25 protein-coding genes are annotated in these 22,836 nt (G+C 40.5%); 15 read left to right on the forward strand and 10 right to left on the reverse strand.

Annotated elements, in window-relative coordinates:
- Positions 1 to 67: 67 nt before the first annotated feature.
- The 5 genes from sufB to WC222_03735 are packed head-to-tail and all read left to right on the forward strand — an operon-like array spanning position 68 to position 5,763.
- Entirely contained in the window at positions 68 to 1,504 is a 1,437-nt protein-coding gene (gene sufB / locus WC222_03715; GenBank protein MFA6915478.1) for a Fe-S cluster assembly protein SufB, read from the forward strand.
- A 9-nt stretch (positions 1,505 to 1,513) separates the two neighbouring features.
- Positions 1,514 to 2,278 (forward strand): Fe-S cluster assembly ATPase SufC, encoded by a 765-nt coding sequence (sufC, locus tag WC222_03720; protein MFA6915479.1) that lies wholly within the window; start codon positions 1,514 to 1,516, stop codon positions 2,276 to 2,278.
- On the forward strand, positions 2,275 to 3,591 hold the full coding sequence (gene sufD / locus WC222_03725; GenBank protein MFA6915480.1) for a Fe-S cluster assembly protein SufD: 1,317 nt from the start codon (positions 2,275 to 2,277) through the stop codon (positions 3,589 to 3,591). The genes sufC and sufD overlap by 4 nt, the downstream gene beginning before the upstream one ends.
- 13 nt (positions 3,592 to 3,604) lie before the next feature.
- On the forward strand, positions 3,605 to 4,834 hold the full coding sequence (locus WC222_03730; protein MFA6915481.1) for a SufS family cysteine desulfurase: 1,230 nt from the start codon (positions 3,605 to 3,607) through the stop codon (positions 4,832 to 4,834).
- Positions 4,835 to 4,836: 2 nt separating this feature from the next.
- Entirely contained in the window at positions 4,837 to 5,763 is a 927-nt protein-coding gene (locus WC222_03735; GenBank protein ID MFA6915482.1) for an L-threonylcarbamoyladenylate synthase, read from the forward strand.
- Between the two features lie 22 nt (positions 5,764 to 5,785).
- Here WC222_03735 and WC222_03740 read toward each other — a convergent pair whose 3' ends face one another.
- The 3 genes from WC222_03740 to WC222_03750 all read right to left on the reverse strand — a co-directional run bounded on the left by WC222_03740 (position 5,786) and on the right by WC222_03750 (position 9,186).
- Positions 5,786 to 7,045, reverse strand: a complete 1,260-nt coding sequence (locus WC222_03740) for a glycosyltransferase (GenBank protein ID MFA6915483.1) — start codon at positions 7,043 to 7,045, stop codon at positions 5,786 to 5,788.
- 312 nt (positions 7,046 to 7,357) lie between these two features.
- Positions 7,358 to 8,416, reverse strand: coding sequence for an NAD(P)-dependent alcohol dehydrogenase (locus WC222_03745; protein MFA6915484.1), 1,059 nt, complete (start codon positions 8,414 to 8,416; stop codon positions 7,358 to 7,360).
- A 596-nt stretch (positions 8,417 to 9,012) separates the two neighbouring features.
- Entirely contained in the window at positions 9,013 to 9,186 is a 174-nt protein-coding gene (locus WC222_03750) for a hypothetical protein (GenBank protein MFA6915485.1), read from the reverse strand.
- Positions 9,187 to 9,224: 38 nt separating this feature from the next.
- On the opposite strand from WC222_03750, the gene WC222_03755 reads away from it, so the two are divergent.
- Positions 9,225 to 9,743 carry a hypothetical protein gene (locus tag WC222_03755; protein MFA6915486.1) on the forward strand — a complete coding sequence of 173 codons (519 nt, stop codon included), beginning with the start codon at positions 9,225 to 9,227 and terminating at the stop codon, positions 9,741 to 9,743.
- A gap of 396 nt (positions 9,744 to 10,139) precedes the next feature.
- On the opposite strand, the gene WC222_03760 is transcribed toward WC222_03755, so the two are convergent.
- Both WC222_03760 and WC222_03765 read right to left on the reverse strand, forming a co-directional pair.
- Positions 10,140 to 11,009 carry a Bro-N domain-containing protein gene (locus tag WC222_03760; GenBank protein ID MFA6915487.1) on the reverse strand — a complete coding sequence of 290 codons (870 nt, stop codon included), beginning with the start codon at positions 11,007 to 11,009 and terminating at the stop codon, positions 10,140 to 10,142.
- Entirely contained in the window at positions 11,006 to 11,221 is a 216-nt protein-coding gene (locus tag WC222_03765; GenBank protein MFA6915488.1) for a helix-turn-helix domain-containing protein, read from the reverse strand. Before WC222_03765 ends, WC222_03760 begins: the two co-directional genes overlap by 4 nt.
- A gap of 175 nt (positions 11,222 to 11,396) precedes the next feature.
- Here WC222_03765 and WC222_03770 point away from each other — a divergent pair, with 175 nt between their 5' ends.
- The 8 genes from WC222_03770 to WC222_03805 all read left to right on the forward strand — a co-directional run bounded on the left by WC222_03770 (position 11,397) and on the right by WC222_03805 (position 18,424).
- Positions 11,397 to 11,561 (forward strand): hypothetical protein, encoded by a 165-nt coding sequence (locus tag WC222_03770; protein ID MFA6915489.1) that lies wholly within the window; start codon positions 11,397 to 11,399, stop codon positions 11,559 to 11,561.
- A 166-nt stretch (positions 11,562 to 11,727) separates the two neighbouring features.
- The gene (locus WC222_03775; protein ID MFA6915490.1) at positions 11,728 to 12,360 is read left to right on the forward strand and encodes an NYN domain-containing protein; all 633 of its coding nucleotides are present in this window, start codon (positions 11,728 to 11,730) and stop codon (positions 12,358 to 12,360) included.
- A 184-nt stretch (positions 12,361 to 12,544) separates the two neighbouring features.
- Positions 12,545 to 13,606 (forward strand): site-specific integrase, encoded by a 1,062-nt coding sequence (locus tag WC222_03780; GenBank protein ID MFA6915491.1) that lies wholly within the window; start codon positions 12,545 to 12,547, stop codon positions 13,604 to 13,606.
- 14 nt (positions 13,607 to 13,620) lie between these two features.
- Positions 13,621 to 15,228 (forward strand): hypothetical protein, encoded by a 1,608-nt coding sequence (locus WC222_03785; protein ID MFA6915492.1) that lies wholly within the window; start codon positions 13,621 to 13,623, stop codon positions 15,226 to 15,228.
- A gap of 392 nt (positions 15,229 to 15,620) precedes the next feature.
- On the forward strand, positions 15,621 to 15,869 hold the full coding sequence (locus WC222_03790) for a hypothetical protein (protein MFA6915493.1): 249 nt from the start codon (positions 15,621 to 15,623) through the stop codon (positions 15,867 to 15,869).
- Positions 15,862 to 16,206 carry a hypothetical protein gene (locus tag WC222_03795; protein MFA6915494.1) on the forward strand — a complete coding sequence of 115 codons (345 nt, stop codon included), beginning with the start codon at positions 15,862 to 15,864 and terminating at the stop codon, positions 16,204 to 16,206. The genes WC222_03790 and WC222_03795 overlap by 8 nt, the downstream gene beginning before the upstream one ends.
- Before the next feature lie 104 nt (positions 16,207 to 16,310).
- Positions 16,311 to 17,702 (forward strand): YfjI family protein, encoded by a 1,392-nt coding sequence (locus WC222_03800; GenBank protein MFA6915495.1) that lies wholly within the window; start codon positions 16,311 to 16,313, stop codon positions 17,700 to 17,702.
- A gap of 149 nt (positions 17,703 to 17,851) precedes the next feature.
- Positions 17,852 to 18,424, forward strand: coding sequence for an NUDIX domain-containing protein (locus tag WC222_03805; protein MFA6915496.1), 573 nt, complete (start codon positions 17,852 to 17,854; stop codon positions 18,422 to 18,424).
- Between the two features lie 4 nt (positions 18,425 to 18,428).
- Here WC222_03805 and WC222_03810 read toward each other — a convergent pair whose 3' ends face one another.
- From WC222_03810 to WC222_03830, 5 genes are all read right to left on the reverse strand, one after another.
- The gene (locus WC222_03810; protein ID MFA6915497.1) at positions 18,429 to 19,214 is read right to left on the reverse strand and encodes a DUF2608 domain-containing protein; all 786 of its coding nucleotides are present in this window, start codon (positions 19,212 to 19,214) and stop codon (positions 18,429 to 18,431) included.
- Between the two features lie 15 nt (positions 19,215 to 19,229).
- The gene (locus WC222_03815) at positions 19,230 to 19,655 is read right to left on the reverse strand and encodes an NUDIX hydrolase (protein ID MFA6915498.1); all 426 of its coding nucleotides are present in this window, start codon (positions 19,653 to 19,655) and stop codon (positions 19,230 to 19,232) included.
- Between the two features lie 583 nt (positions 19,656 to 20,238).
- A complete protein-coding gene (locus tag WC222_03820) occupies positions 20,239 to 20,469 on the reverse strand; it encodes a hypothetical protein (protein ID MFA6915499.1) in 231 nt (76 codons plus the stop codon).
- Positions 20,466 to 20,855 (reverse strand): phBC6A51 family helix-turn-helix protein, encoded by a 390-nt coding sequence (locus tag WC222_03825; protein ID MFA6915500.1) that lies wholly within the window; start codon positions 20,853 to 20,855, stop codon positions 20,466 to 20,468. Before WC222_03825 ends, WC222_03820 begins: the two co-directional genes overlap by 4 nt.
- Before the next feature lie 333 nt (positions 20,856 to 21,188).
- A complete protein-coding gene (locus WC222_03830) occupies positions 21,189 to 21,959 on the reverse strand; it encodes a hypothetical protein (GenBank protein MFA6915501.1) in 771 nt (256 codons plus the stop codon).
- Between the two features lie 207 nt (positions 21,960 to 22,166).
- Between WC222_03830 and WC222_03835 the strand changes: the two genes are divergently transcribed.
- Complete coding sequence (locus tag WC222_03835; GenBank protein ID MFA6915502.1) at positions 22,167 to 22,835, forward strand: GNAT family N-acetyltransferase; 669 nt, start codon at positions 22,167 to 22,169, stop codon at positions 22,833 to 22,835.
- Position 22,836: the final 1 nt, after the last annotated feature.

Genomic DNA, 22,836 nt, shown 5'->3' on the forward strand with positions numbered 1-22,836 from the left:
CTATATTCAATTGTAAGGTATTATTAACGAACTTTTGAATATAATGTCTTTGTGTTGAGGAATTTAAATGTCTGAAGAGATCGTCTTGCCTAGTCCCGAGTATAAGTACGGATTTGTAACTCCGGTTGAAAGCGAGACATTTGCTAAAGGGTTAAATGAAGATGTCGTGCGTGCAATTTCAGCCAAACGCGACGAACCCCCGTTTATGCTCGAGTTTCGTCTAAAAGCCTACAATAAATGGCTTGAGATGGAAGAACCTCTTTGGGCAAACGTCCATCATACCCCCATCGATTATCAATCCATCAGCTATTACTCAGCTCCGAAAAGCAAGCCCAAATTAGACAGGCTGGAAGATGTCGACCCCGAAATTCTCCGCACACTAGAAAAATTAGGGATTCCCCTGGATGAACAAAAACTTCTTTCCAATGTTGCCGTTGATGTCGTCTTCGATTCCGTTTCCATCGGCACAACTTTCAAAAAGAAATTAGAAGAAGCCGGCGTTGTCCTTTGCTCCATTTCCGAAGCGGTCCACCGTTTCCCCGATCTTGTAAAAAAATACCTAGGCACTGTCGTTCCTATCGGCGACAACTTCTTTGCCTGCCTAAACTCCGCAGTCTTCACCGACGGATCTTTCGTTTATATTCCCAAAGGCGTCAAATGCCCGATGGAGCTTTCAACCTACTTCCGTATCAACGACAAAGAAACAGGCCAATTTGAAAGAACCCTCATCATCGCTGAAGAAAATTCTTCCGTGAGCTATCTCGAAGGCTGCACAGCGCCTTCTTTTGATACCAAACAGCTCCATGCTGCTGTCGTCGAACTTATCGCCCTCGACCACGCCCAAATTAAATATTCCACTGTCCAGAACTGGTACGCCGGACACCCCGAGACCGGTGCAGGCGGCGTATACAACTTTGTGACAAAACGCGGCCGCTGCGCAGGCGTCCACTCTAAAATTTCATGGACACAGGTGGAAGTCGGCGCCGCCATTACCTGGAAATACCCGAGCTGTATATTACAGGGAGATTACTCTGTAGGCGAATTTTATTCCGTCGCTTTGACAAATGGACACATGCAGGCCGATACAGGCACCAAGATGATCCATCTCGGAAAAAATACCCGCTCCACTATAGTATCCAAAGGAATTGCCGCCGATAAATCCCACAACAGCTATAGGGGATTAGTCAAAGTCGCTCCAAGAGCCGAAGGCGCCCGCAATTACACTCAATGCGACTCCATGCTGGTCGGAAACCAATGTTCCGCTAACACCTTCCCTTATATCGAAGCGGGCAACAAAAATTGTAAAGTCGAGCATGAAGCCTCGACATCTAAACTAGATGAAGAAAAATTATTTTATTTAATGCGCATGGGTCTATCCCTTGAAGACGCAATCAGCATGGTCGTCAATGGCTTCTGCAAAGACGTTATTCGTGAACTGCCCTTTGAGTTCGCCAAAGAGGCTGAAAAGCTGCTCGCCATTAAATTAGAACATTCCGTAGGTTAAAGGTAATCCATGCTTAAAATTGAAGACTTGCATGCTAAAATTGATGAAAAAGAAATCCTTAAAGGGCTGAGCCTAGAAGTTCTTCCCGGAGAGATTCACGCAATCATGGGCCCTAATGGAGCCGGCAAATCCACACTCGCAAAAATCCTCGCCGGACATCCCGCTTATGAAGTTACTCACGGGACTATCGAATTCAAAGGCCAAAACATCCTAGAACTTGAGCCCGATGAAAGATCTCATCTCGGCATTTTTATGAGCTTCCAATATCCTCTCGAAATCGCCGGTGTCACAAATTTCGGTTTCCTGCACGCAGCCTATAACGCTAAAAGAAAAGCCCTAAAGGAACCAGAGATCTCCGCAGCAGACTTCGATAAAATGCTTGAAGAGCATATGAAAAGAATGGAAGTCAAAACCGAGATGAAACACCGCAATCTAAATGAAGGCTTCTCCGGCGGCGAAAAAAAACGTAATGAGATCCTGCAAATGGCAGTCATTGATCCCGACCTAGCCATCTTAGACGAAACAGATTCCGGTTTGGATATTGACGCTATGCGCGTCGTCTCCCGCGGCGTCAACCACTTGATGCATCCGGGAAGGGGATTGATCCTGATTACACACTATCAACGCCTCCTAGATTATATCAAACCAGACTATGTCCATGTGATGATCGATGGCAAAATCGTTCACTCCGGTGGTCCCGAGCTCGCCCTGCAATTGGAAGAATTAGGCTATGATTGGCTGGAGAAAACGGCGCCCGAGGGAGATACTCCATGATGACATTGCAATATGCATCTGAAGAGAGTTTTGACCAGTTCTTAGAAAGAATATGGGATAGCAGCCCTAAAGAAGATCTCTTTGGTAAACTTAAGCAGAATGCTTGGGAAGCCTTTTTGAAATTAGGACTGCCTACACGTAAAACAGAAGTCTATTCTTACGTTACATTGCGCAAACTTTTCTCGAAAAATTTCGCATTCCTTAAGCCCCATGCAATCTCAAAAGAAGCGATTTCTCCCTACATACTCCCTGAATGTCGCCAATCCGTCCTGGTCTTTATCAACGGCTCCTACTCCCCGGAACTTTCCAATAGGTCGGCCATCCCCGCGTCTGTCACTATCGACACCCTAAACGATGCATACCGTACCTACGGTTCTTTCATCACCAACGCATGGAAAAGAAACCTTACAAGCGAAAAAGACCCTTTTTATTTGATCAACGCAGCCCTGCACCACTCCGCTGCCTTTATCTATGTTCCACCTAAAGTTGTTGTGGAAGCTCCGATCCAGATCCTCTCTATCATCGATGCCCAGGATCAAATCGGCCTTATTTTCCCGCGCTGGCACCTATTTGCAGGTAATAGCAGCCAAGTTAAATGCTGCACGACACAGGCTGTCCTCTCCGGTGATTCTTATGTCAATATGTCGGCTATCGACTTCAACATAGAAGAAAATGCCCAAGTCGAACTCGTTCAGCTCGTAACAACTGAGCGTGACGATGCCTGGACACTAGATTCTGCCCGTGCCCACCTCAAGCGTAATAGCACTCTGAACACTGTTTCAGTGACTGAAGGAGGAGAAGCCGCCCGTCTTGATTGGCATGTTGTCTTAGCCGGTGAAAATGGAGAAGCCAACTTAAGCGGTCTGGGGCTTTGTAATGGTAAGCATGAAGGGCATGCCCATATATTGATGGAACACCAAGCCCCCCATTGCCGTTCCATGCAGTTTTACAGAAACGTGATCAAAGATACTGCACGTTCCAGCTTTGAAGGGAAAATCTACGTCCATCAGGAAGCTCAGAAAACGGATGCATACCAGATGAATAATAACCTTCTCCTCTCCGACAATGCCCAAGCTTACAGCAAGCCAAACCTAGAGATCTTTGCCGATGACGTCAAAGCTTCCCATGGTTGTACAATAGGACAGCTGGATGACGAACAGTTATTCTATTTGAAAGCTAGAGGACTCAGCCAAGAAATTGCGCAGCATCTCCTTATTCAAGGTTTTTGCAGTGAAGTCATAGACAAAATAACCATAGAGTCTTTATTGAAAGAAGCAGGAAGGACAGCAGCTGCCTATGTTTCTTCCACCTAAGAAGAGGTAAGTCATGTCAGAACCCGAAGACCTATCCTGTTGTAGAAAAGATTTTCCGATGCTCACTAAAACTATGCACGGGAAACCCCTAATTTATCTCGATTCAGCTGCAACAGCACATAAGCCCCTAGCTGTGATTGACTCACTTGATGGCTTCTATCGCGACCATTACGCCACCGTATTACGTGCCATCTATGAATTAGCCAATTTTGCCAATAATGCTTACCAGCAAGCACGCGTAAAAGTTCAGCAATTTATCAATGCCCCCGTGCCTGAGGAAATAGTCTTCACACGGAGTACAACTGACGCCATCAATATTGTTGCATATTCCTACGGCAAAGCTTTTGTCCGTCCGGGCGATACTGTCATGATTACAGAGATGGAACACCATTCCAATTTAGTGCCCTGGCAAATCCTCTGCGAAGATAGGGGAGCCAAGTTGATCGTAGCCCCCTTTGATGATGCCGGCAACCTCTTATTAGATCGTTTTGAAGCTTTAATAAAAGAGTATAAGCCCAAAATCATCGCCGTCACCCATGTTTCCAATGTCCTAGGCACCCTCAATCCCATCAAACAACTGGCGTCCATTGCCCATGCGCATGGTGCGCATATCCTCGTAGATGGCGCACAATCAATTTCGCATCTGCCTGTGGATGTGCAAGATTTGGATGTAGACTTCTATGCCTTCTCAGGACATAAACTTTATGGTCCGAACGGCGTAGGCATCTTATATGGCAAAGCAGACCTATTAAATGAGATGCCTCCTGCGCAAGGCGGGGGATCCATGGTAGAGAAAGTTACCTTCGAAAAAACTACCTATAATGTCTTGCCCTGGAAATTTGAAGCAGGAACGATGATGCTCGCCGAAATCATCAGCTTAGGTGCAGCAATAGACTATCTTCAGCAATACACCATGCCCAAAATTCATGCCTGGGAACAATATCTTATTTCCTATGCGATGGAACGTATCCAGGAAGTGGACGGTTTGACGGTCATAGGAAATCCTAAAAAACGTGAAAGCGTCATCAGTTTCACCGTGGAGGGAGTCCATCCCTTAGATATCGGTTCTATGCTTGATCTGAAAGGTATCGCCATCCGCACAGGGCATAACTGCGCTCAAACTCTCCTACAACATTATAATCTAACGACGACCGCTAGGATTTCCTTCGGTATATACAATACACCCCAAGAAATCGATTTCTTCGTCGACTCTTTGCAGGCTACTTTGGCAATGTTACGGTAAATATGCGTGCAAGTGTTGAAACAGCCATTTTCTATTTAAAGCAAGGGCAGCCCGTAGCTCTTCCGACCGAAACAGTCTACGGTTTGGCAGCACCTTTAAGTAATCCTGATGCTATCGAAAAAGTCTTCCAGCTTAAAGGAAGGCCTAAAAACAACCCTCTCATTGTCCATTTATCCTCCATTGAGCAGTTGAGTGCATATGTCGATACACTGCCCGAAAACATTCAGCTCTTAGCTCAAGCCTTTTGGCCGGGACCTCTTACACTTGTTCTTCCCGTTAATGCGGGGACCATTCCTAGTAACGTTACCTGTGGACTTTCGACAGCAGCCTTCCGCATACCCAACCACCCCCAAACACTAGCCATCATTGACCAAGTGGGTCCGCTAGTCATGCCCTCGGCAAATCTTTCAGGACGACCTTCAGCCACACAAGCAGCCCATGTCGAAGCTGACTTTGGCGAAGACTTTCCCGTAGTTGATGGCGGTTCCTGTACGCATGGGCTAGAATCCACAATACTGATCAGCTTGGAAGGGCAATGGAAAGTACTGCGTCAAGGAGCAATACCTGCTTCCAACCTCGAATTCGTACTGGAAGAGCCCGTACACATTGACGAAAGCACAGATGAAGAGCAGCCTCTATGCCCTGGACGACTCTACCGTCATTATGCCCCAAAGGCAAAACTCCTCCTTTCAAAAGATTGCGTCCAGGCGGAAGCGATTTTAGGCTTTAGCGACAGGAACTATCCCGAGGAATACCCCTTTTTTAATCTGGGAAGAAGCTCCCATCCTGAAGAAGCGGCCAATCGCCTCTATGCCTGTCTGCGCGCATTAGACGACCGCCAAATCAAATCAGCTTGGGTGGATACAAACTTTCCACGTACCAAACTCTGGTCCACCATCTACGAGCGGCTTCATCGCGCTTCTCTGTAGATTAATGCCTCTCTTTCGGTCCTTAAATCCTAGTCGCAAGAATATTGTTAATACTATTGATAGTCATTTGGACACCATCGGGCTCGGACTGCAATTGGGTTCTAAATTTCGAAGCATTCTGCTGGTAGGTAGATTGCGATAATAGATCATCCAGATTAAGCATTAATGGAGCTGTATCGATATTGTATACCGGTATAGGCTTAGGGCCAATTCCTAGATCAAATATTTTTTGACCCCAATAGAATTGATCCCAAACAAATGGAATTATCCAAGTAGGCTTGCCTGCATAGAGACCTGCAGCAGTTGTACCAATTCCTCCGTGATGAATAACGGCTTTAACTCTTGGAAATAGCCAATCATGCGGTGCATAATCCAAAGGGAAAATTGAGGCAGGCAATTCGAGCTCTTTCAATCCACGTAACTTGCCATGGACAACAGCACGAATATTCTTTTTGATGAGAGCGTCAATGATTTTTTTAACCGTAGATTTCTCACAAGCCTCCGTTAAGCTACCAAATCCGACATAGATTGTTGGTTGGTCATTATCCAAGAAGTTCTCAAGATCTTTAGGAGGCGTCCAGTTTTCCCCTTCTCTCAATAAACAAAAATTTGTCATCTCAATTTTCGACGGCCAATCTATTGGACGAGGAATCAAACTAGGACTAAAGGCAACAATCTCAGGAATTTCTTGGCGGATTTTATCGTTTCTAAAACCCAAAAAATGCATTTTTCTCATGCCTAATTGCTTTTTTCGCCATTTGTTAATAGGCGCTCGGATGGGCTGCCAAAGGAACTGCTCACTAACAAAATGACCTAAGTAATGTTTAAGGCCTGTATACGATTTTTGTCTTGGAAATAGGTAGGATGAATGGCATTTTGTTCTGATTTCAGGAAGTACATGCATGCAAATGGTCGGAATCTTCAGGTATTCTGCTAGATGTGGTCCCGCAAATGCTACAGGGCTATAAATCAATAGATCTGCATTAGCGGCAGCTTCCAACGACATAGGTAACTGTATTTTCAGAACATTTCGAAATAATTGTGTAATTTGTGGTAGGACGAAAATGCTTTTCAACTTCTCTTGCGTTTCTTCGGAATGAATGGCTTCTGTCAAATCTCCGTCAACGAGTTTAAAATCAAGATTGTATTTTTGACAGAGAGATTGCGCTTTTTGATGAGAAGCAATCCATACATCGTGGCCATTAGCTTTTAAACCATTAGCTAAGGCTACATAAGGTCGAATATCCCCATGACTTCCAATGCAGAGAATGCAAATTTTCATATCTAACACCCTTAATATGCTGTCAAAAATAGGCAGCTAGTGGCTGAAAGATAAAAGAGTTTAGTAAAAAAAACTATGGGATTTTTTCAGATAACCTCACCTTGCCGTATTTCTCCGATCGGATCGCCCCAACGCTGAACCAGGCAGCTGCCAGCTATCGCGATTAAGGTTTGACTCAACGGGTGGGTGTGCCATGCAGTACGTGCGCCAGGTTCGCATGTAACACTGGCGCCGAACGTGCATGTTGAGGGGCTTGAAACAGAGAATCAAGACTGTAAGCCGCATTTTTTAATTTCCATCATTTCTGTTCGATTACTCTTTTTTCAGAGACGACATATCGATGGAAAAGCGGTATTTTACATCGGACTTGAGTACTCTTTCATAGGCTTCGTTGACTCTCTGTATAGGAATCACTTCGACGTCAGCAGTGATGTTATGTTTACCACAAAAGTCAAGCATCTCCTGTGTTTCGGCGATGCTGCCGATGTTGGAACCAGAGAGGCTGCGACGTGCCATGATAAGCGCAAAAGACGACACAGCGAGCGGTTTAGGAGGTGCCCCGACAAGGGTAAGATTGCCATCCGGACGAAGTAGATTAAGATAGGCATTGATGTCATGATCTGCCGAGATTGTATCTAGGATGAAGTCGAAACTACCCGTATGCTTCTTCATTTCATCCTCATTTTTAGAGAGGACTACCTCATTTGCACCCAGACGGAGGGCGTCTTCCTTCTTGTTCGGCGATGTGGTGAAGGCGACGACATGAGCTCCCAGCGTATGAGCGAACTTTATGCCCATATGGCCAAGCCCGCCAAGACCCATAATGCCTACTTTTTTGCCTTTAGTGACACCCCAGCGCCGCAAAGGCGAGTAGGTTGTAATTCCGGCGCAAAGAAGGGGTGCAACTCCGGCTAGATCAAGGTTGGTAGGGACACGTAAGACAAAGTTTTCGTCGACGACAATATTGCTAGAGTAGCCGCCGAAAGTTACACCACCCAGGTGCTTATCAGGGCCGTTAAAAGTAAGAACCATGTTCGGACAGAACTGTTCAAAACCTGTCTTGCAATGTGGGCAGGTTCTATCAGTATCAACTATACAGCCGACTGCAACAATGTCATTGGGCTTGTATTTTTTTACAGAGGAGCCCACCTTGGTGACGCGCCCCACGATCTCATGACCGGGAACAATAGGATATACAGTAGGCATAACGTCTTTCCATTCGTTGCGCACGAAATGGATATCGGAGTGGCAGATGCCGCAGAAGAGGATTTCGATTTGAACATCATGCTCAGTAAGATCACGACGTTTGATTTCCGTTGATGCTAGTGGAGATTTCTCACTAGTAGCGGAGTAGGCTTTTGCGTTAGGCATAGATTTATCCATTAGGGGTTTTCTAACTTCAATACCTGAATTCAATTTAATTTTTAAGGGTTTGATAGGTGTCTCATTTTCTGCGACTTATATTTTGGGTAGCATTTTTACCAAGACTCATTTGCGCTTAGTGTTTGGCTAGAAATTTCTCACAGCTGCTGCACTTTCTTTAAGTGGTTTGTTGAATAGTATGACCTTCATTGTTAAAAATGAGGCAATCAGTTGAATATTATGCGAACACAAAACTGTTGTCATAGATAGATTATCTTCCAAAAAGCAGTCATTAGATCCATATGCAATCATGAGGGAATGTATTATTTCATGAGCTAAGTAATTAAGGAATCTTGCAGCAAGATTGTCTTTCAATTCTACAGATTTTATTGTTGAGGTTTCCAAATCTTAGGGGTTGAAAGGAAGGTTGATGAGCTAACAACATCTTATGGCTTTCAATGCATCCAGAAGTCTCTTTTCAAAACATTCAAAAAGCTATTTCTCTCTTTGAAGGTGACTTTTTAGCGATAGAAAATATAATTCTCTCAATTTTGAATAATATCGATGCACTTCTTATAGATCAAAGAAGCAACTCAAATTTAATCTTAAGTCCAAATGCCACCCCATACCTTAGCTGTAGTACCAGCTGAAAGCTTGGGAGTACCATGAATCCAATTGCATGGTCCTACGGGAAGTTGAAACTCCCTCACAGCCACACCTATAGCAGCATGGCGATTAAATTCTGATTTATCTTGAATGACCCATCCTGCAGAAACCAAGAATAAATGAAAGCGGCGAGTCTGTATCCGTAACCTTCATGCATCGTGAATTTTCGCCATCCTTTAGGGCTTTTGTTGAAAAATCCAATAAAGAAGGTAGACCTCTCGGTGTAGATGAACTAATCATATTGCAATATCTTCTACATCACGCAGAGGGCGAAACAAGCACTTTTGCCACGCTTTGTCAAAGGGATGAGGCTCGAATTAAAGATATATTGTCCAAAATGGAACAGCATTCATTGATTGAACGGGGCGGTACTGGACGGGGTACTTACTGGACATTAAAACCAAAAGTTCACGAACTACTGGCAGCTCCTGGGCATCCTGAAAGAGATCGACGAATTGATTGGGAAGCTGCAAAAGCAAGGATTCTCAGCATTTTGATGGAAAGACATAAACGAAAAGAGAACGGAATTTCGAATAAGGAGATCCGGCAAATTACCCATTATAATCGTCAACAAGTAACTAGGCTTATTAATCAATTGCGCAAAGAACATCCGCAAATTCAAATCGAAGGCCACGGAGCAGGAGCGCGCTATGTCTGGCGGAGCAAATGACAATGAGAGCATCCAAAATTGACCGCGAGCAATTTTGCGAGCAATTCTTTAAATAATTGACCGCCGAATTGACAGCGGTCTATTCTTTTTTATGTAAATTATTTTATAAAAAAGTCTAATTTTTGAAAAAAACTACTGAATTAAAGCGTTTGTTGCAACAAATCTTATTAAGAAATTAGTATATAACCTTTCAATAAAGGATAAATGAGTAAGCCAAAGTATTACGAAGCCTTTCGATTTCATAAATATCGCCATTATCACCCCCTAATGGCGTCTAGAGTCATCTTGTCTGTCTTATTGATATTTTTTCTTGTATACGTAGGGATAGGCTCACTGGTATCGAGAATTTGATTCTGCTAACCGACGAATTCGACTGTTCTGAAGTCTCCTTACCACCTATAGAGACTCTTTTTTCACGTCGATTGATTTTATTTTCTCAGCTTCTAAGTCCAATTGATGTGAAAGAAAATTAGATGAGCTTACAACTTTTCTACCACTTTTTTCTTCAAGCTCTTTCCTTGCATTACCTGCAATTTTTCCACCTGCACGTGCAGCTTCTTTATTTTCTTGAAACCCTTGAGCATCCTGCTGAACTGTGATTTCTGTGGTAGATGCTTCACCCAACATAGAAAAAATCAATTCCAGATCTGTCATATGATCACGAAGATTTTCTTTTTTGAGGCTTTTTAATTTTTTGTGCTCCGATGGATTAAGTCCAAAAGTCGCTTCTGATATTTCAGCAGTCAGGATTGCGTATTCGCGCTGTTCTTTAACACCTCTTTGTTCCCACTCATTTGTAAGCGTCTCTCGGATCGCAATTCCACGCATCCGTTTCTCAATCCAATTATCTGGATATCCTTTTGCTTTATAAGTAGCTCTGATTCTCTTGGAAGCAAGCTCGGGATCTTCAATTTCTTGGATGCGTTCATAGCCCACCTTAGCTAGCCATCTTTTGAAAGGCTCAGCTTTTGGCGAGGGAATTGACTGAATGATACGGAAAATCCCTTCTGTTGTTGCACAATTCAAATTTTGTTTGCCGCCGGATGTTTCAATAGAAAGGGGGGTGACAATTTGTCCCCACCCTTCAGAAAGAGCAGAATCCCGTACTCTCATTTTTTTTATGTAGTCGGTAGAATTGGATGTATCTATCAAAGCCTCAACGATATCTTTAACAACAAACCACCACTCATCATTATGCAACACCCTTCGAATGTTTTTACCTTTAAAAACTATCATATGGTGATTAGTGTCAATTTCCTTGCTCATATGTTTTCTTCCTTTGCAAATTGTTCAGGGAACAAAAGCTCTACAGCCGTGACTTTTCCTTCAGTTTCTTCTTCAATTTTTTTTGCAAGCTTACGACTGGGATGTTTAGTGCTGTGTAAGATCTGACCTAGGTGACCTCGCGAAATCCCCAATCTTTTTGCAAAGTCGACTTGGGTAATTCGCTTCTTAAACAGATAATCTCTAATGTTCACAGTAAAACCCGTTTTACCTTTTAAAAAGACGGAGAATAGCGTGCAATCATTTTAAATGCAAATGCTATCTTATATCATGCATCTAAGATTCAAGGTTCATGGACCAACCTTGGACCAAATAGGGGCAGCAAATTAGATCAAATGGCATCAAGTTGCGATAGATTCTTAAGAAAAGATGGGATATCCTGCTCTCGTGTCAGCTACTGTAATATACTGTGACATTGCCTGGATAGGGCGCATTCCTAATGCGAAGGTCGTCGGTTCGACTCCGGCTTTGGGCAACATCTTCAAACCATCACTAGCGCAAGCTTTTGACGATTTCTTTAATAAGAAATGCTAAGAAAATCTAACAAATGGGGGACTGGTGGGGGAAGCAATGGCAACACGTGGCAAAACATCATTGATTAAAAAAGAGCAAGCCTGCTAGAATGAGAGTATCATCCCGCATGGCCTAGCCATGCGAAGGCCACGGGTTCCGGCTCGTGGTTTCTTTTTTTTGAGGCTTAATGAATCAGCAACGCGTCATCTGTTTTATAGACGGATTCAATCTCTATCATGCAATCAATCGGTTAAATGCCCCTCATTTAAAGTGGTTAAACCTTTGGTCTTTGTCTTCGGTATTTATTCGTCCAAAATCTCAAAAATTAGTCGATGTTATCTATTTTTCTGCTTATGCAGACTGGCTCCCACAATCTAAAAAACGACACACTCAATACGTAAAGGCTCTTATCTCTTCTAAAGTCAGCACGGTTTTGGGAAAATTCAAACAAAAAGATAGGAAATGCCCTAAATGCAAGCATAAGTGGTGCGGACATGAAGAAAAGGAAACGGATGTTAACATCGCCCTTGCTATGCTAGATTTAGCTTACAAAGACAAATTTGACCATGCTTTTCTTATTTCCAATGATTCGGATTTAGCTCCAGCTATTCATATGGTTCGCAAAAACTTCCCTCAAAAGCTAATTACCACAATTGTTCCTCCCCATTACACTCACAGCAATGAATTGATCAAAGCATCATCCGAAAAGGCTAAGATAACAGTCAGTCATCTTGAAAGATGTTTATTTCCTGAAGTCATTTACGATGTTGGCGGAAATATTGTGGTTTCCCGTCCTGTTGAATACAGTCCTTCTGTTTAATTTTCTGATAAATCATATCTTTAATCCCCCAATACTCCCCCTTTGTCAAAAATCGCGACTCTAAACACGCTTCATTTATTATTCAAAATAGACTTTCTTAATAAAAAACATCGCATTGATAGTCCGATGTTGCCAATTTTTCCCATTTTTTGTAAGCTGTCGTCCTTAGATAGAAGGTTAACTCATGGCATACATAGAAAAAAGAAGCACTCAAGACGGAAAAATTCGATATAAAGCTCAAGTGAAGCTAAAGGGACATCCTATTCAAACGGCTACTTTTGAGAGGATTACGGATGCAAAAAGATGGGCACAACAAGTTGAATCGGCCATCAAAGAGGGGCGTCATTTTAAGACTTCTGAGTCAAAAAAGAGAACTTTGAAGGAGCTGGTGGAGAAATATGAGCGAGAAATATTACCCTCCAAACCCCGTGCGAAACAAGAAAACCAGTTTTCTTGGTGGAAAGAGCAGTTAGGTAGGTATGTTTTAGCTGATATTACACCAGCCTTGATAGGTGAGTATCGCGATAAATTGCTTAATACTCCCAATAATTTTGGAAGAAAGCGTTCTCAAGGCACAGTTTTGAGGTATCTAGCAGCCCTTAGCCATGCTTTTTCTGTTGCGCGTGATGAGTGGGGATGGCTGGAGCAGTCGCCAATGGACAAAGTAAGAAAGCCCACTCCGTCAAGAGGAAGAGTGAGATTCTTAAGCGAAGAAGAGCGCAAAAACCTTTTAGCTGCTTGTAAGGAGAGTGCAAATCCTTTTCTTTATACGATCGTCGTAATAGCTCTTTCTACAGGAATGAGAAAGTCAGAAATTTTGAATCTTAAATGGGCTGATATAGATTTTAAGAGGGGGAGAATAATCTTACATGAAACCAAAAATGGAGAAAGACGAAGCGTCCCGTTGACTGGGTTAACAATGCAGCTTCTCCAAGAAAAATATCAAAATCATGGAAGGAATTCTCCCATCATATTTCCTGGACAAATGGGACAAAAAGGACACAAGCCTATTGATATTCGATCAGCATGGGAAACCGCTGTAAAGCGGGCTAAAATTACGAATTTCAAATTTCATGATTGTCGACATAGTGCTGCCAGCTATTTGGCAATGAGTGGGGCAAGCTTAGCTGAAATCTCCGATGTATTGGGACATAAGACTTTAGCCATGGTAAAACGCTATGCTCACCTATCTGAAGAACACACTTCAAATATAGTTGAAAAAATGAATCAACAAATTTTCTCTTAATGTTCGGTGAATAAATGGAATCAGTAACAACAGATAGTATATTAGATTATTTTGAAAAACATCGACCGATACAACTTCCTTCTACAGCCGATATTTATGCTCCTAATTATACCATCTATGGTCTAATTCCTTGCTGGAAAGTATCACAAGCAGTTTGTTTACTAGCTGGAATAGCCACTATAGACGCGGAAACCTATTATACTTTGAAATCCTTTGACTGGTTGCAAGAAAAGATTAGAGTCAGCTTAGAGACTCGTTCACATGGTCAAGGCGCCGATCATTATCAAACATTTAGCAATTATGTAGCCTTTGAATTTCCCATTAAGTCACGAACAATTACTCTTCTTAAAAATATTAGTCGGCTTCTTGCTGAAAGCATCAAAAAAAAGGAAATAGTATGTCGGCGTGTTAATACAAACACCTCTTTTGACGATTTATTAGTTCCCGATGATGTTATTGCTTGGGCGGAAATGAAAAAAATATTCGTGCCTGAACAGCTTTCAAAAGGAATGCTCCAAAGAAAAGCGATTAATTTTCTCGCGCTTCCTGAGATATTTCCTGACGAAATTTGTTTTAATGCTATTTACAATGGTGTGCGAATCGAGCGAAATCGTTTAAAACCCAGATTTTTACCTTCAAGTCGAGAGGAGATTTCTAGTTGTCCCCCTGTTAATCCGCCTTCACAAAAACCTATCATAGCTTCTGAAAAGGTTATGTGTGAACCTGCTCCTGCAGATATTTACTCTAAATTAAGTGAAGAAGAGAAAAATCTCTCTTTGACAAATTTATTGTATCATATTGGAAATGAGGCTAGAAGCCGACTTTTAGACAAAGAAGGAATTAAGCAGCTGCTAAAGGCACTTCAAGAAAAAGCTCCTTGTGCCCCGGTAGTTTTTAAGCGAACAACCTGGAGTTTAGATGAAGCCGTTCTTATTTACTACAATATAGACCCTGCTATATTTCATGAAGTCATTCAGAGTTCAACTGCATTTTTTTTATGTCGGCATGTTGTATTGCTCTTGGATAAAGAAGATCGAATTTTCGAGAACTTTCAAAATTATATTTATGCAAAAACAAATGGACGGCTTCCTCAAGAAGTATCTATAAATCTATTTCTTCAATTCCTTTATGAAAAGAAATATTCAGTCCCGAACCATTTTTATGGTCATTTTGAAAGTTTAGCAAAGGATAACGCTACTGTGTCTGTGTCAGCAAAGGAACCGTCACAGCCAAGTCATTCTCAAAAACTACTAACAACAATCACCGATCAAAGAAGGTTATTTATCGAAATATGCCTTTCAGATTTATTTGAAGACCCTCATGAACGAGCTCCATATTTGAAGCTGATTGACCAACTTGGCATACCTAATATGGATGAATTTAAATCTATTAAAACCGCTCGAGTACCTCCTAAAAAAATCCAAGAGCATCGGTGTAGAGCAATAGGGGCACTCCTGCGTCATTTCTACCCCGACATGAAAATCCATGAGCTAGAACAACACCATTTGATAGACAAGTGTAAAATGAGCAAAAATAGTTTGCCTACAAGCAAAACTTTTGCCGTGTGGATGAACCGAGAACAAATATTTGACCGTCCACCAAAAAAGGATGTTGTTGCATAAACGCCTTCACACGACCTGTGGAGCTTCTCTTCAAGCTATTAAGTGGCTCCAAAAGTAGTTTTGGGGCATATGGTCTAAATTTATGCAGCAAAGCTCCAAAAAAGCAACTTTTTACACTCAATTTTATCCTATTTTTCCAAAAAACATCTCATTACCCTTCGATTTTAATCCGGCTACCTTTTTTCCAATCCGCCTACCTTTTTTTTCATCCGTCTATCTTTTGTTCTTTCTCTAAGAGCAATAGAGCTCTCATCCGTCTACCTTTTATCTCGTCCGTATTGGTTGAGAAGCCTTTATGAGGGCAGTTTATTTTCTTTATAATGTCGTACATTGCCGAGCAATAAACAATAAAGCTTCGTAGCAATGTTAAAGATTTAAAAAAGGAGAGTAAAATGAGTGACCCTATCAAAAAATCAATGGAGGCTAAAGATAAAACACGTCTTATCCCTCTAACTGACTGGCCAAAGCATCATCCTTGGCCGCCATTAGGCGGATTGCGCCATCTAGTATTTAATGCAGCAATCAACGGCTTTGATAAAGTTGTTCGTCGTATAGGCCGTAGAGTTCTTTTAGACGAAGCTTCATTTTTCCAATGGGTAAAAGCGAATAACCCCATTAGTGATGAGGTGGATAATGTATAAACACCTAATCATTAAAGGACCGCGCGAGGAAAGAGCTCTTCGCGCCCTACTTGCGCATCCTAGCATCTCAGTCAGAGACATAGGCATTGCTATTGGGGCCCTCAATCCCCGACAAACGATTATGCAATTACGCAATCGTGGATTTCGTTCGATTATTCTCACGCGACGTTTCGCGATAATTGATAAAGATGGCTGCCTTTGTCGGCCTGGAGAATACTATATCCCGGACGAGTTGAAGCCTCAAGTTAGAGATGCTTTAGATAGAGTCTGCAATCTCTTTACGAAAGCAGAGCCCATCAACGCTAACCATAAAACTAACAATAATGGGGGCCAATAATGCAAAATATTTCCATAAATGAAAATCATACCTGGAATTCTCCTCTATCTTTAGAGGGGAATTCTCTTCTTCCTTGGCCCCTGGATGTATTACCTGACCCTTTTATGACATATGTAAAAGAGCTTGCACGTTCGACAGAAACACCTATCGAGCTAAGTGCTCTTTTAACTTTGGCTGTTGTCAGTACTGCTGCCCAAGCTAAATATGAAGTTCAAGTTAAAACAGACTACATAGAACCTATAAATCTGTGGATTTTGGGAATATTACCGCCGGCATCAAGAAAATCGCGTATTTACAGTGATGTTACCTCGCCTCTAAGAAAATGGGAATGTGAGCAAAAATTATTGATGGAACCTCTTATTGCTTCAGCTGGGAGTAAACGAAAAACAATGGAAGCGCGCTTAAAGGAACTCAGAATCCGCGCGGCAAAAGCCAAAGAATCTGAATATGCAAAAATTCAAGCAGAAATTGAACAAATCGAATGCAACTTACCTGAAGTTCCTCAATGTCCCCAAATATGGACCAGTGATGTTACCCCGGAACATTTAGGGTGCATCATGGCTGCTAACCAAGAATCTATGGCTATACTAAGTGATGAAGGGGGAATATTTGATATTTTAGGAGGACTCTATTCTGATGGAAAAGCAAATATTGATTTATTCCTGCAAGCGCATTCAGCAGGCTCTGTGCGTGTAGATAGAGGGTCAAGGGCTCCTGTATTTATGGAAAGAGCTGTTTTGACTATGGGTTTAACAGCTCAACCACAGGTCGTTAAAACCATTTGTAACAACAAGGTTTTCCGTGGAAGGGGTCTTTTAGGTCGGTTTTTATACATATTACCAAAATCAAATATCGGTAAAAGAACTTTAGATGAATTGCCAATGCTAGCAGAGCATAAAATGGCGTATGAAAATGTGATGCAAGCTATTTTGAGTCATCCAATCCCTATGAAAGATAAGCAACCTTCTTTGCATAGACTGAAGTTATCACAAGAAGCCTTTAACAAGTGGTTAGAGTATTCTAAGCTGGTAGAAGCTTTGATGGGAGATGAGATTGGTCATTTATCTCATATAACAGATTGGGCTGGAAAGTTGGCTGGGGCGATAGCTCGTATAGCAGGCTTGCTTCATGTTATGCGGCATGCTTATGGACAGCCTGAAAAAAGACTAATATCCTTAGAAGATATGAATGCGGCAGTCAAAATAGGCCATTTTTTGATAAACCATGCCCTTGCGGTATTTGACCTTCTTGATGAAGATAATGCCAAAGTTATTGCAAGGACTATCCTCCACTGGATAAAAAATGAGAAGAAAAATCAGTTTACACAAAGAGAGTGCATGCGCAGATTTAGGCGTTATAAAAAGGCAGATTTACGTCCTGCTTTTGATATTTTGAAAGAACATGAAATTCTTAAAGAGTTTGAAATATACTCTGAAAATGGTCTTGGACGTGGAAGCGGTCTCTTTGAGGTAAACCCATTTATATTAAAAACATAGCATGTGCGTTTATAGACAAAACTTTGTCGCTTTTGTCCTTTTTGTCCTATAGGGTAATCAATTTTCAAGGATAAGAAAAATGTTACTGGATTTCGCTTATAAAAAGCGTTTATCATAGCCTATCTAGACAAAGGCCTTAAGAGGATTTTATGAGTGCTATTTGGAATTATTTGCTTCGTTGTATTGGTAACAAGTCAATAAAAAAGAATTATTCGATGGCCATTCCATACGTTGGAGCTATTATTGAGCGCAACAACAATGGAGTTATTGAAGTTCTAATACAGACACGCTGGAAACCTCAAAATGATCCTGTGTACACGGGAACTTTTGAGTTTCCTGTCGGCACTTTAGATAAGCCGTACGAAAATATTTTTGATGCGCTTGCACGCGAGATTAATGAAGAAACGGGATTAAAGCTAAAAGCGGTAATCGAAAATTCTCAAACTAAAATCTTTCAATCCAATAAAAATGATGCCGTCTTTGGCTTTCGTCCTTTTTGCTGTACGCAGCAATTAAAGAATGGCAAACCTTGGATTGGATTTGTTTTCATTTGTGAAGTGGAGAACACAGAACCTAATCCTTGCTCAGATGAGAGCAAGGATGTAAAATGGGTAAAAGCCTCAGAAATAAAGCAACTCTTTACTCGATCTCCAGAATGTCTATTCACCCTCGAATTACCAGCGTGGGAATACTACTTTAAAGAAAGAATGGTTTTAAAATAAGTGTTTACTCTAAACCGTTTTCCATGAGAAGTAAAGCAGCTTCGTTGCTCATAATTTGATCTAGAAATTTATATTGGAATTCAGCAATTTCTCGAACATATACCGGCTTAGAATGCTCTACAGCCGTGTAATGTACTCCTACATATTCAATACCATATTTGGTTAGATTTTCCAGCTCTTCCACATTTTTTCTCTTATCATCAATGAAAACAATTTTTTTAGGACTCTTTTTGAGTATTGATAGAAAAGGTTCAAAAATGTCGATTTTCTTGTTATAGTCACCCACAAACAGAATTCCTTGAAAATATAGGGTAGGAGTTTTAGCCGGCACCACAAAACTTTCTTTAGATGGAGCAGTTGTTAAGAAATCAAAACCTAAAGAACCTACTTGACGAGCAGTTGAATCAGCAACAGAAGGCTGCCTATGAGTCAACCCCATGATTGTAATACCTTTGCTTTGTAGCGTCAGTAATATAGGCACAAAATTGCTTTCAAGAGGTTTAACTTTGCAAACTTTTTGAGTCTTAATCCAACCGGGATAAGCATCAGCTATAGCATCTTCTCGGCTCATTCCTTTCTGCATTCTTTGTTGTAATTCGTCATAGAACCAACTAGCATGACCAAGAGCTTGAGCTCCCTCAAACATGCAGTTATCAAGATCAACTAAAAACCATGTATCTTCATCAATAAGAGGCAATACATCTTCTATATGCTGCGTCTCTACGATTTTTGCCTCAATTCCAAAAGAGGCAAGACAACAAAATGCCATTAAAGCGAATCTAACAATCATTGCTTTCCTCATTGATTAAGGTTTTGGCATAGCAAGGGAAGCGTTGCCGTTTCTCCATTCAATATAATCTTTTAGAACTTGAGCGTGATCAAAAGCAAGCTCATTCCAAGGAATATCTTCTAGCTTAACTACAAAGGCTTTGGCTGCATCATCGCCGGCAGTTGGAGCTTGAAAAGCTTTGGCTGTATGAGCAACTTCAACGGAATGGTGTCTAAAATCTCTTGTGGGATCAGAATAAACATGAAATTGTCTTAAATCATTTAATTGAAGATTAACTTCTTCTAACATTTCTCGTCGTACAGCATTTTCGACTGTTTCACCATATTCCACCTTACCTCCTGGAATTGCTTTGCCAAACGGGGCTTTTCCTCGTTCAATTAAAACGATCCCTTTGAATTGGCCTCCTTCATGTACTTCAATAATCGCAGTTGTCGTAAGAATTGGTGGTTTATGTGCTTCAGCTGCATGTCATAAAAACGGAGCCGTTACCAAGATAAATAATAGAAAATATTTTTTTAGTGCTTTTGCCATGATTCCCCTTCTGAATATTTTGAGAGCTAGGTAAAGAGAAAATATAGCAGGGAGTAGAAATGAAATCCAGAATTTTGAAACAAGTTAATATGACTTCAGCAGTCAGTCATGAGCAAATTTTGCCAAGAATTTTTTAAATTAAAATTTACATTTGTTAAGTTTTTTTTGTAGATTAACTTTAAACCCTTTGTGGAGTCTTTCCAAATAAGAATGAAAGCAATTCTCATCAAAAAAATAGATTGTCTGTATTATTAAAAATATAATTACCTTAATCAAGAATCACCGCGGGACTAGATCAATTCTAATTTATCAAAAAGCCACCGCTTTCAATAATGAAAGAGCGTAAAAAAAATTTAAAAAGATAGAAATTTGAAAATCGACTTATGTCTCTCAGCTGCTCTTTCTTTTAATAAGAAAGTAACCGGTACCACTTAAGGTTTTCACTTTTCTAAAAGTTTGCTTTCTTTTTTTAAGCATGGGAGTCCCAGCTTGATTAACCTTTCAACTCATTAAGTGTGTGAAAACATACATTCTTCTTAATGTAGCTAGCAAATGGTTTTATTAAATGTTTTGGCATTTTATCACACCATTTGTGAAAGGAGCTTCCAGGAGTATAAGGTTGTAGGTTTAGCCATTGTATAAGCTCTTTTTCAAGCGCATTATCTGCATAGGAGGCATTCACCTTTTTTTCTATTTTCTTCAAACGTGTTGTGAGAATACTCATGCGTCACCTCCATTGCTTATAGATTTCTCTATTTCTTGAAGACGTTTATCAAAATCTTGGACCTCGCGGAATTTAATCACATAATTAAGGACATCGTTAGCCGCAGAGCGCTGGACTGCTGGAGAACCTTCATTGTCCATCAAGGCTGAAAGCGTTGCGACTGCTTTCGTCGTATTTGCCTTGAGATGTTCAATCGCCTCGTTAAGAATCTCTTCCCGGATTCTTGTTACCTCTTCTCTGAATTCGGGTGTTTTCATCCATTCATAATAACAATTTCGACTGATACCTGCTTCTTTACATGCTTCATCAACACTTCTAGACGCAACAATAGATGGAAGTGCTTTAAGCTGACTTGAAGAAAGGCTGGATTTGTCATAATTTGTCATATATTTTCTCTTTTGCAAACTAAAGGGTCTACGATTCGTTTATAGATGGATTTAAAAATATTTTATCACATTTCAAAGCATATCAAAAGTAGTTTTTTGGGGGAATAATGGGGGAATCAAACGCAAGGAATCGCAATCTATCACAAGAAACAACAATCAATTATCTACTTAACATGCAAATATAAACATCTTATATACATGTTGTTATGATTTGTAAAATGTTGTGAATGATCGCATTGTTCGATGCATAAAAATGCTTTCATAGTATTCGTAATGCGAAGGTCGTTGGTATGACCATCCGCTTTGAACAGTTCGATAAAAGCACTTGTCAGCTCATTTCGTAAATAAATTAACAAAAGTTTCGAAATATTTTCCCTTTTTGAAAGATCTTTGAACGTTATTTTTGGCTTTTCTCAGTATTCTTTTTACGTCGTTATTTTCAACTTCATTCATTCCGTTATTAATTACAAAAAATCCCGGATTCATAAATTCACTCAGATCATTATTAGCATCGTATAATTTAAATCCTTCAAGTTTAAGAAAATAACTTTTAGAAGAAAATGCTATAGAGTTGTTGCGACCATAACCTAATAAAATCCCTAGCAATTTTGTATTAAATAGAATTAAATATTCTCTTTCTAACGGGTTGCAGACTTCCTTTAAAAAATCATTTGCTGTTTGATCTGGATTGGAACATTTATGAAATAAATCCAGGTTTTTTTTAATGATTTTTTTTGTCGCGCGTTTGTTTATTATTGCGATCGTATTGTATTCAGGAATGTATCTAAAAGTAAAATTATTGGAGGGAAATAAATGACAATTACGCAACCAGGCATCTAACCCATTCCAAACTATGGAATATCCTGGATATTTTGTAAAAATTTCAATCGCGGACTTCGTAGGTATTCTCGAAAGGGATGGAAAGGTTTCTATTGATACGGGTTTTTCTCCGCATAAAGAGTAGCCCATCAATGAATTGTGCATTAGATAATGAAAAAATCTCTCCAGCTTTTGATAATCGTCCAGAGAGACCTTATCCATATTTGCATGAGCAAAACATGATAAAGGAATTAAAAGAAACACAGATAGATATTTTAAAATCATATAGTCTTCGAATCGCTATGCTAAAAGCAAATCACTTTATGGTTAACTTTTGATGCAAAATGGTGTCATGGATCCCTTTTGTCTGCAAAATGTATTTCATTTTTCAACGCATCATTTTTTCAATTCCAGATTTACTTCTAATTTTATCTTATGAAATAAATTCAATGTTCATTCATAACCTTGTAGAACTTTATAAAAGAGGGACAAATGCAACATTTTTTAGTGCAGGATAAATTAGGTGCGCAGATATTGATCGAATTTGCAATCATCGATCCTCTATCGACTCAATTCTCAGAAAAGCTAAATTCCGTATGTGAATGTCTTTCGAGAGCCTATGTTCCTGTCGAAGTTCAGTTTGCTAAACAATTTCCCGACTGTGTTTCCCAAGACAAGTTTTTACATTCAATCGCACCATTTTTTAAAAATGGGTTCGACGAAGTGCCTTGGTCATTGGTGGAAGAGAAGATTAAAGAGGTATTAATGCATTTCTTTAGTAAAGATTTTCCAAATGGGTTAGCAGCTAATAAGGAAATGAGTTCGAATTATATCCATTTCTTCCTCACAGCTATAGATACAAAGACTTCATCACCTCTCGGAGCCATTTACTGTTTAACGAGCATAACCGATAATGAAATCGTAAGGGTTCCTATTTTCGGGGTTTCACCAGATGTTCAATCTCGAGGAATTGGCAAACTGCTAATGAGTTCCCTTTTAAAATCAATTCCAAGCACCAAGAAAATTGCGCTTTCTACCCGTGTAACAAATCAAAGAGCAATCAGTGCCTATCATGCTTGGGGTTTTGTCCCATCGCCTACCACTATGGAATATTGGGCGAATTTGGAGTACTACACTGAAAATGCAAAAGGACTGCAATAAT

Source organism: Parachlamydiales bacterium, from assembly GCA_041671045.1.
In the GTDB taxonomy this organism is placed as follows: domain Bacteria; phylum Chlamydiota; class Chlamydiia; order Chlamydiales; family JABDDJ01; genus JABDDJ01.

Excerpts from the sequence above, each read along its gene's own strand:
- sufB (MFA6915478.1), top strand. The coding sequence starts at position 68 with ATGTCTGAAGAGATCGTCTTGCCTAGTCCCGAGTATAAGTACGGATTT.
- sufC (MFA6915479.1), top strand. The coding sequence starts at position 1,514 with ATGCTTAAAATTGAAGACTTGCATGCTAAAATTGATGAAAAAGAAATC.
- sufD (MFA6915480.1), top strand. The coding sequence starts at position 2,275 with ATGATGACATTGCAATATGCATCTGAAGAGAGTTTTGACCAGTTCTTA.
- WC222_03730 (MFA6915481.1), top strand. The coding sequence starts at position 3,605 with ATGTCAGAACCCGAAGACCTATCCTGTTGTAGAAAAGATTTTCCGATG.
- WC222_03735 (MFA6915482.1), top strand. The coding sequence starts at position 4,837 with ATGCGTGCAAGTGTTGAAACAGCCATTTTCTATTTAAAGCAAGGGCAG.
- WC222_03740 (MFA6915483.1), bottom strand. The coding sequence starts at position 7,045 with ATGAAAATTTGCATTCTCTGCATTGGAAGTCATGGGGATATTCGACCT.
- WC222_03745 (MFA6915484.1), bottom strand. The coding sequence starts at position 8,416 with ATGCCTAACGCAAAAGCCTACTCCGCTACTAGTGAGAAATCTCCACTA.
- WC222_03755 (MFA6915486.1), top strand. The coding sequence starts at position 9,225 with ATGCATCGTGAATTTTCGCCATCCTTTAGGGCTTTTGTTGAAAAATCC.
- WC222_03760 (MFA6915487.1), bottom strand. The coding sequence starts at position 11,009 with ATGAGCAAGGAAATTGACACTAATCACCATATGATAGTTTTTAAAGGT.
- WC222_03770 (MFA6915489.1), top strand. The coding sequence starts at position 11,397 with ATGGGATATCCTGCTCTCGTGTCAGCTACTGTAATATACTGTGACATT.
- WC222_03775 (MFA6915490.1), top strand. The coding sequence starts at position 11,728 with ATGAATCAGCAACGCGTCATCTGTTTTATAGACGGATTCAATCTCTAT.
- WC222_03780 (MFA6915491.1), top strand. The coding sequence starts at position 12,545 with ATGGCATACATAGAAAAAAGAAGCACTCAAGACGGAAAAATTCGATAT.
- WC222_03785 (MFA6915492.1), top strand. The coding sequence starts at position 13,621 with ATGGAATCAGTAACAACAGATAGTATATTAGATTATTTTGAAAAACAT.
- WC222_03790 (MFA6915493.1), top strand. The coding sequence starts at position 15,621 with ATGAGTGACCCTATCAAAAAATCAATGGAGGCTAAAGATAAAACACGT.
- WC222_03795 (MFA6915494.1), top strand. The coding sequence starts at position 15,862 with ATGTATAAACACCTAATCATTAAAGGACCGCGCGAGGAAAGAGCTCTT.
- WC222_03800 (MFA6915495.1), top strand. The coding sequence starts at position 16,311 with ATGACATATGTAAAAGAGCTTGCACGTTCGACAGAAACACCTATCGAG.
- WC222_03805 (MFA6915496.1), top strand. The coding sequence starts at position 17,852 with ATGAGTGCTATTTGGAATTATTTGCTTCGTTGTATTGGTAACAAGTCA.
- WC222_03810 (MFA6915497.1), bottom strand. The coding sequence starts at position 19,214 with ATGATTGTTAGATTCGCTTTAATGGCATTTTGTTGTCTTGCCTCTTTT.
- WC222_03820 (MFA6915499.1), bottom strand. The coding sequence starts at position 20,469 with ATGAGTATTCTCACAACACGTTTGAAGAAAATAGAAAAAAAGGTGAAT.
- WC222_03825 (MFA6915500.1), bottom strand. The coding sequence starts at position 20,855 with ATGACAAATTATGACAAATCCAGCCTTTCTTCAAGTCAGCTTAAAGCA.
- WC222_03830 (MFA6915501.1), bottom strand. The coding sequence starts at position 21,959 with ATGATTTTAAAATATCTATCTGTGTTTCTTTTAATTCCTTTATCATGT.
- WC222_03835 (MFA6915502.1), top strand. The coding sequence starts at position 22,167 with ATGCAACATTTTTTAGTGCAGGATAAATTAGGTGCGCAGATATTGATC.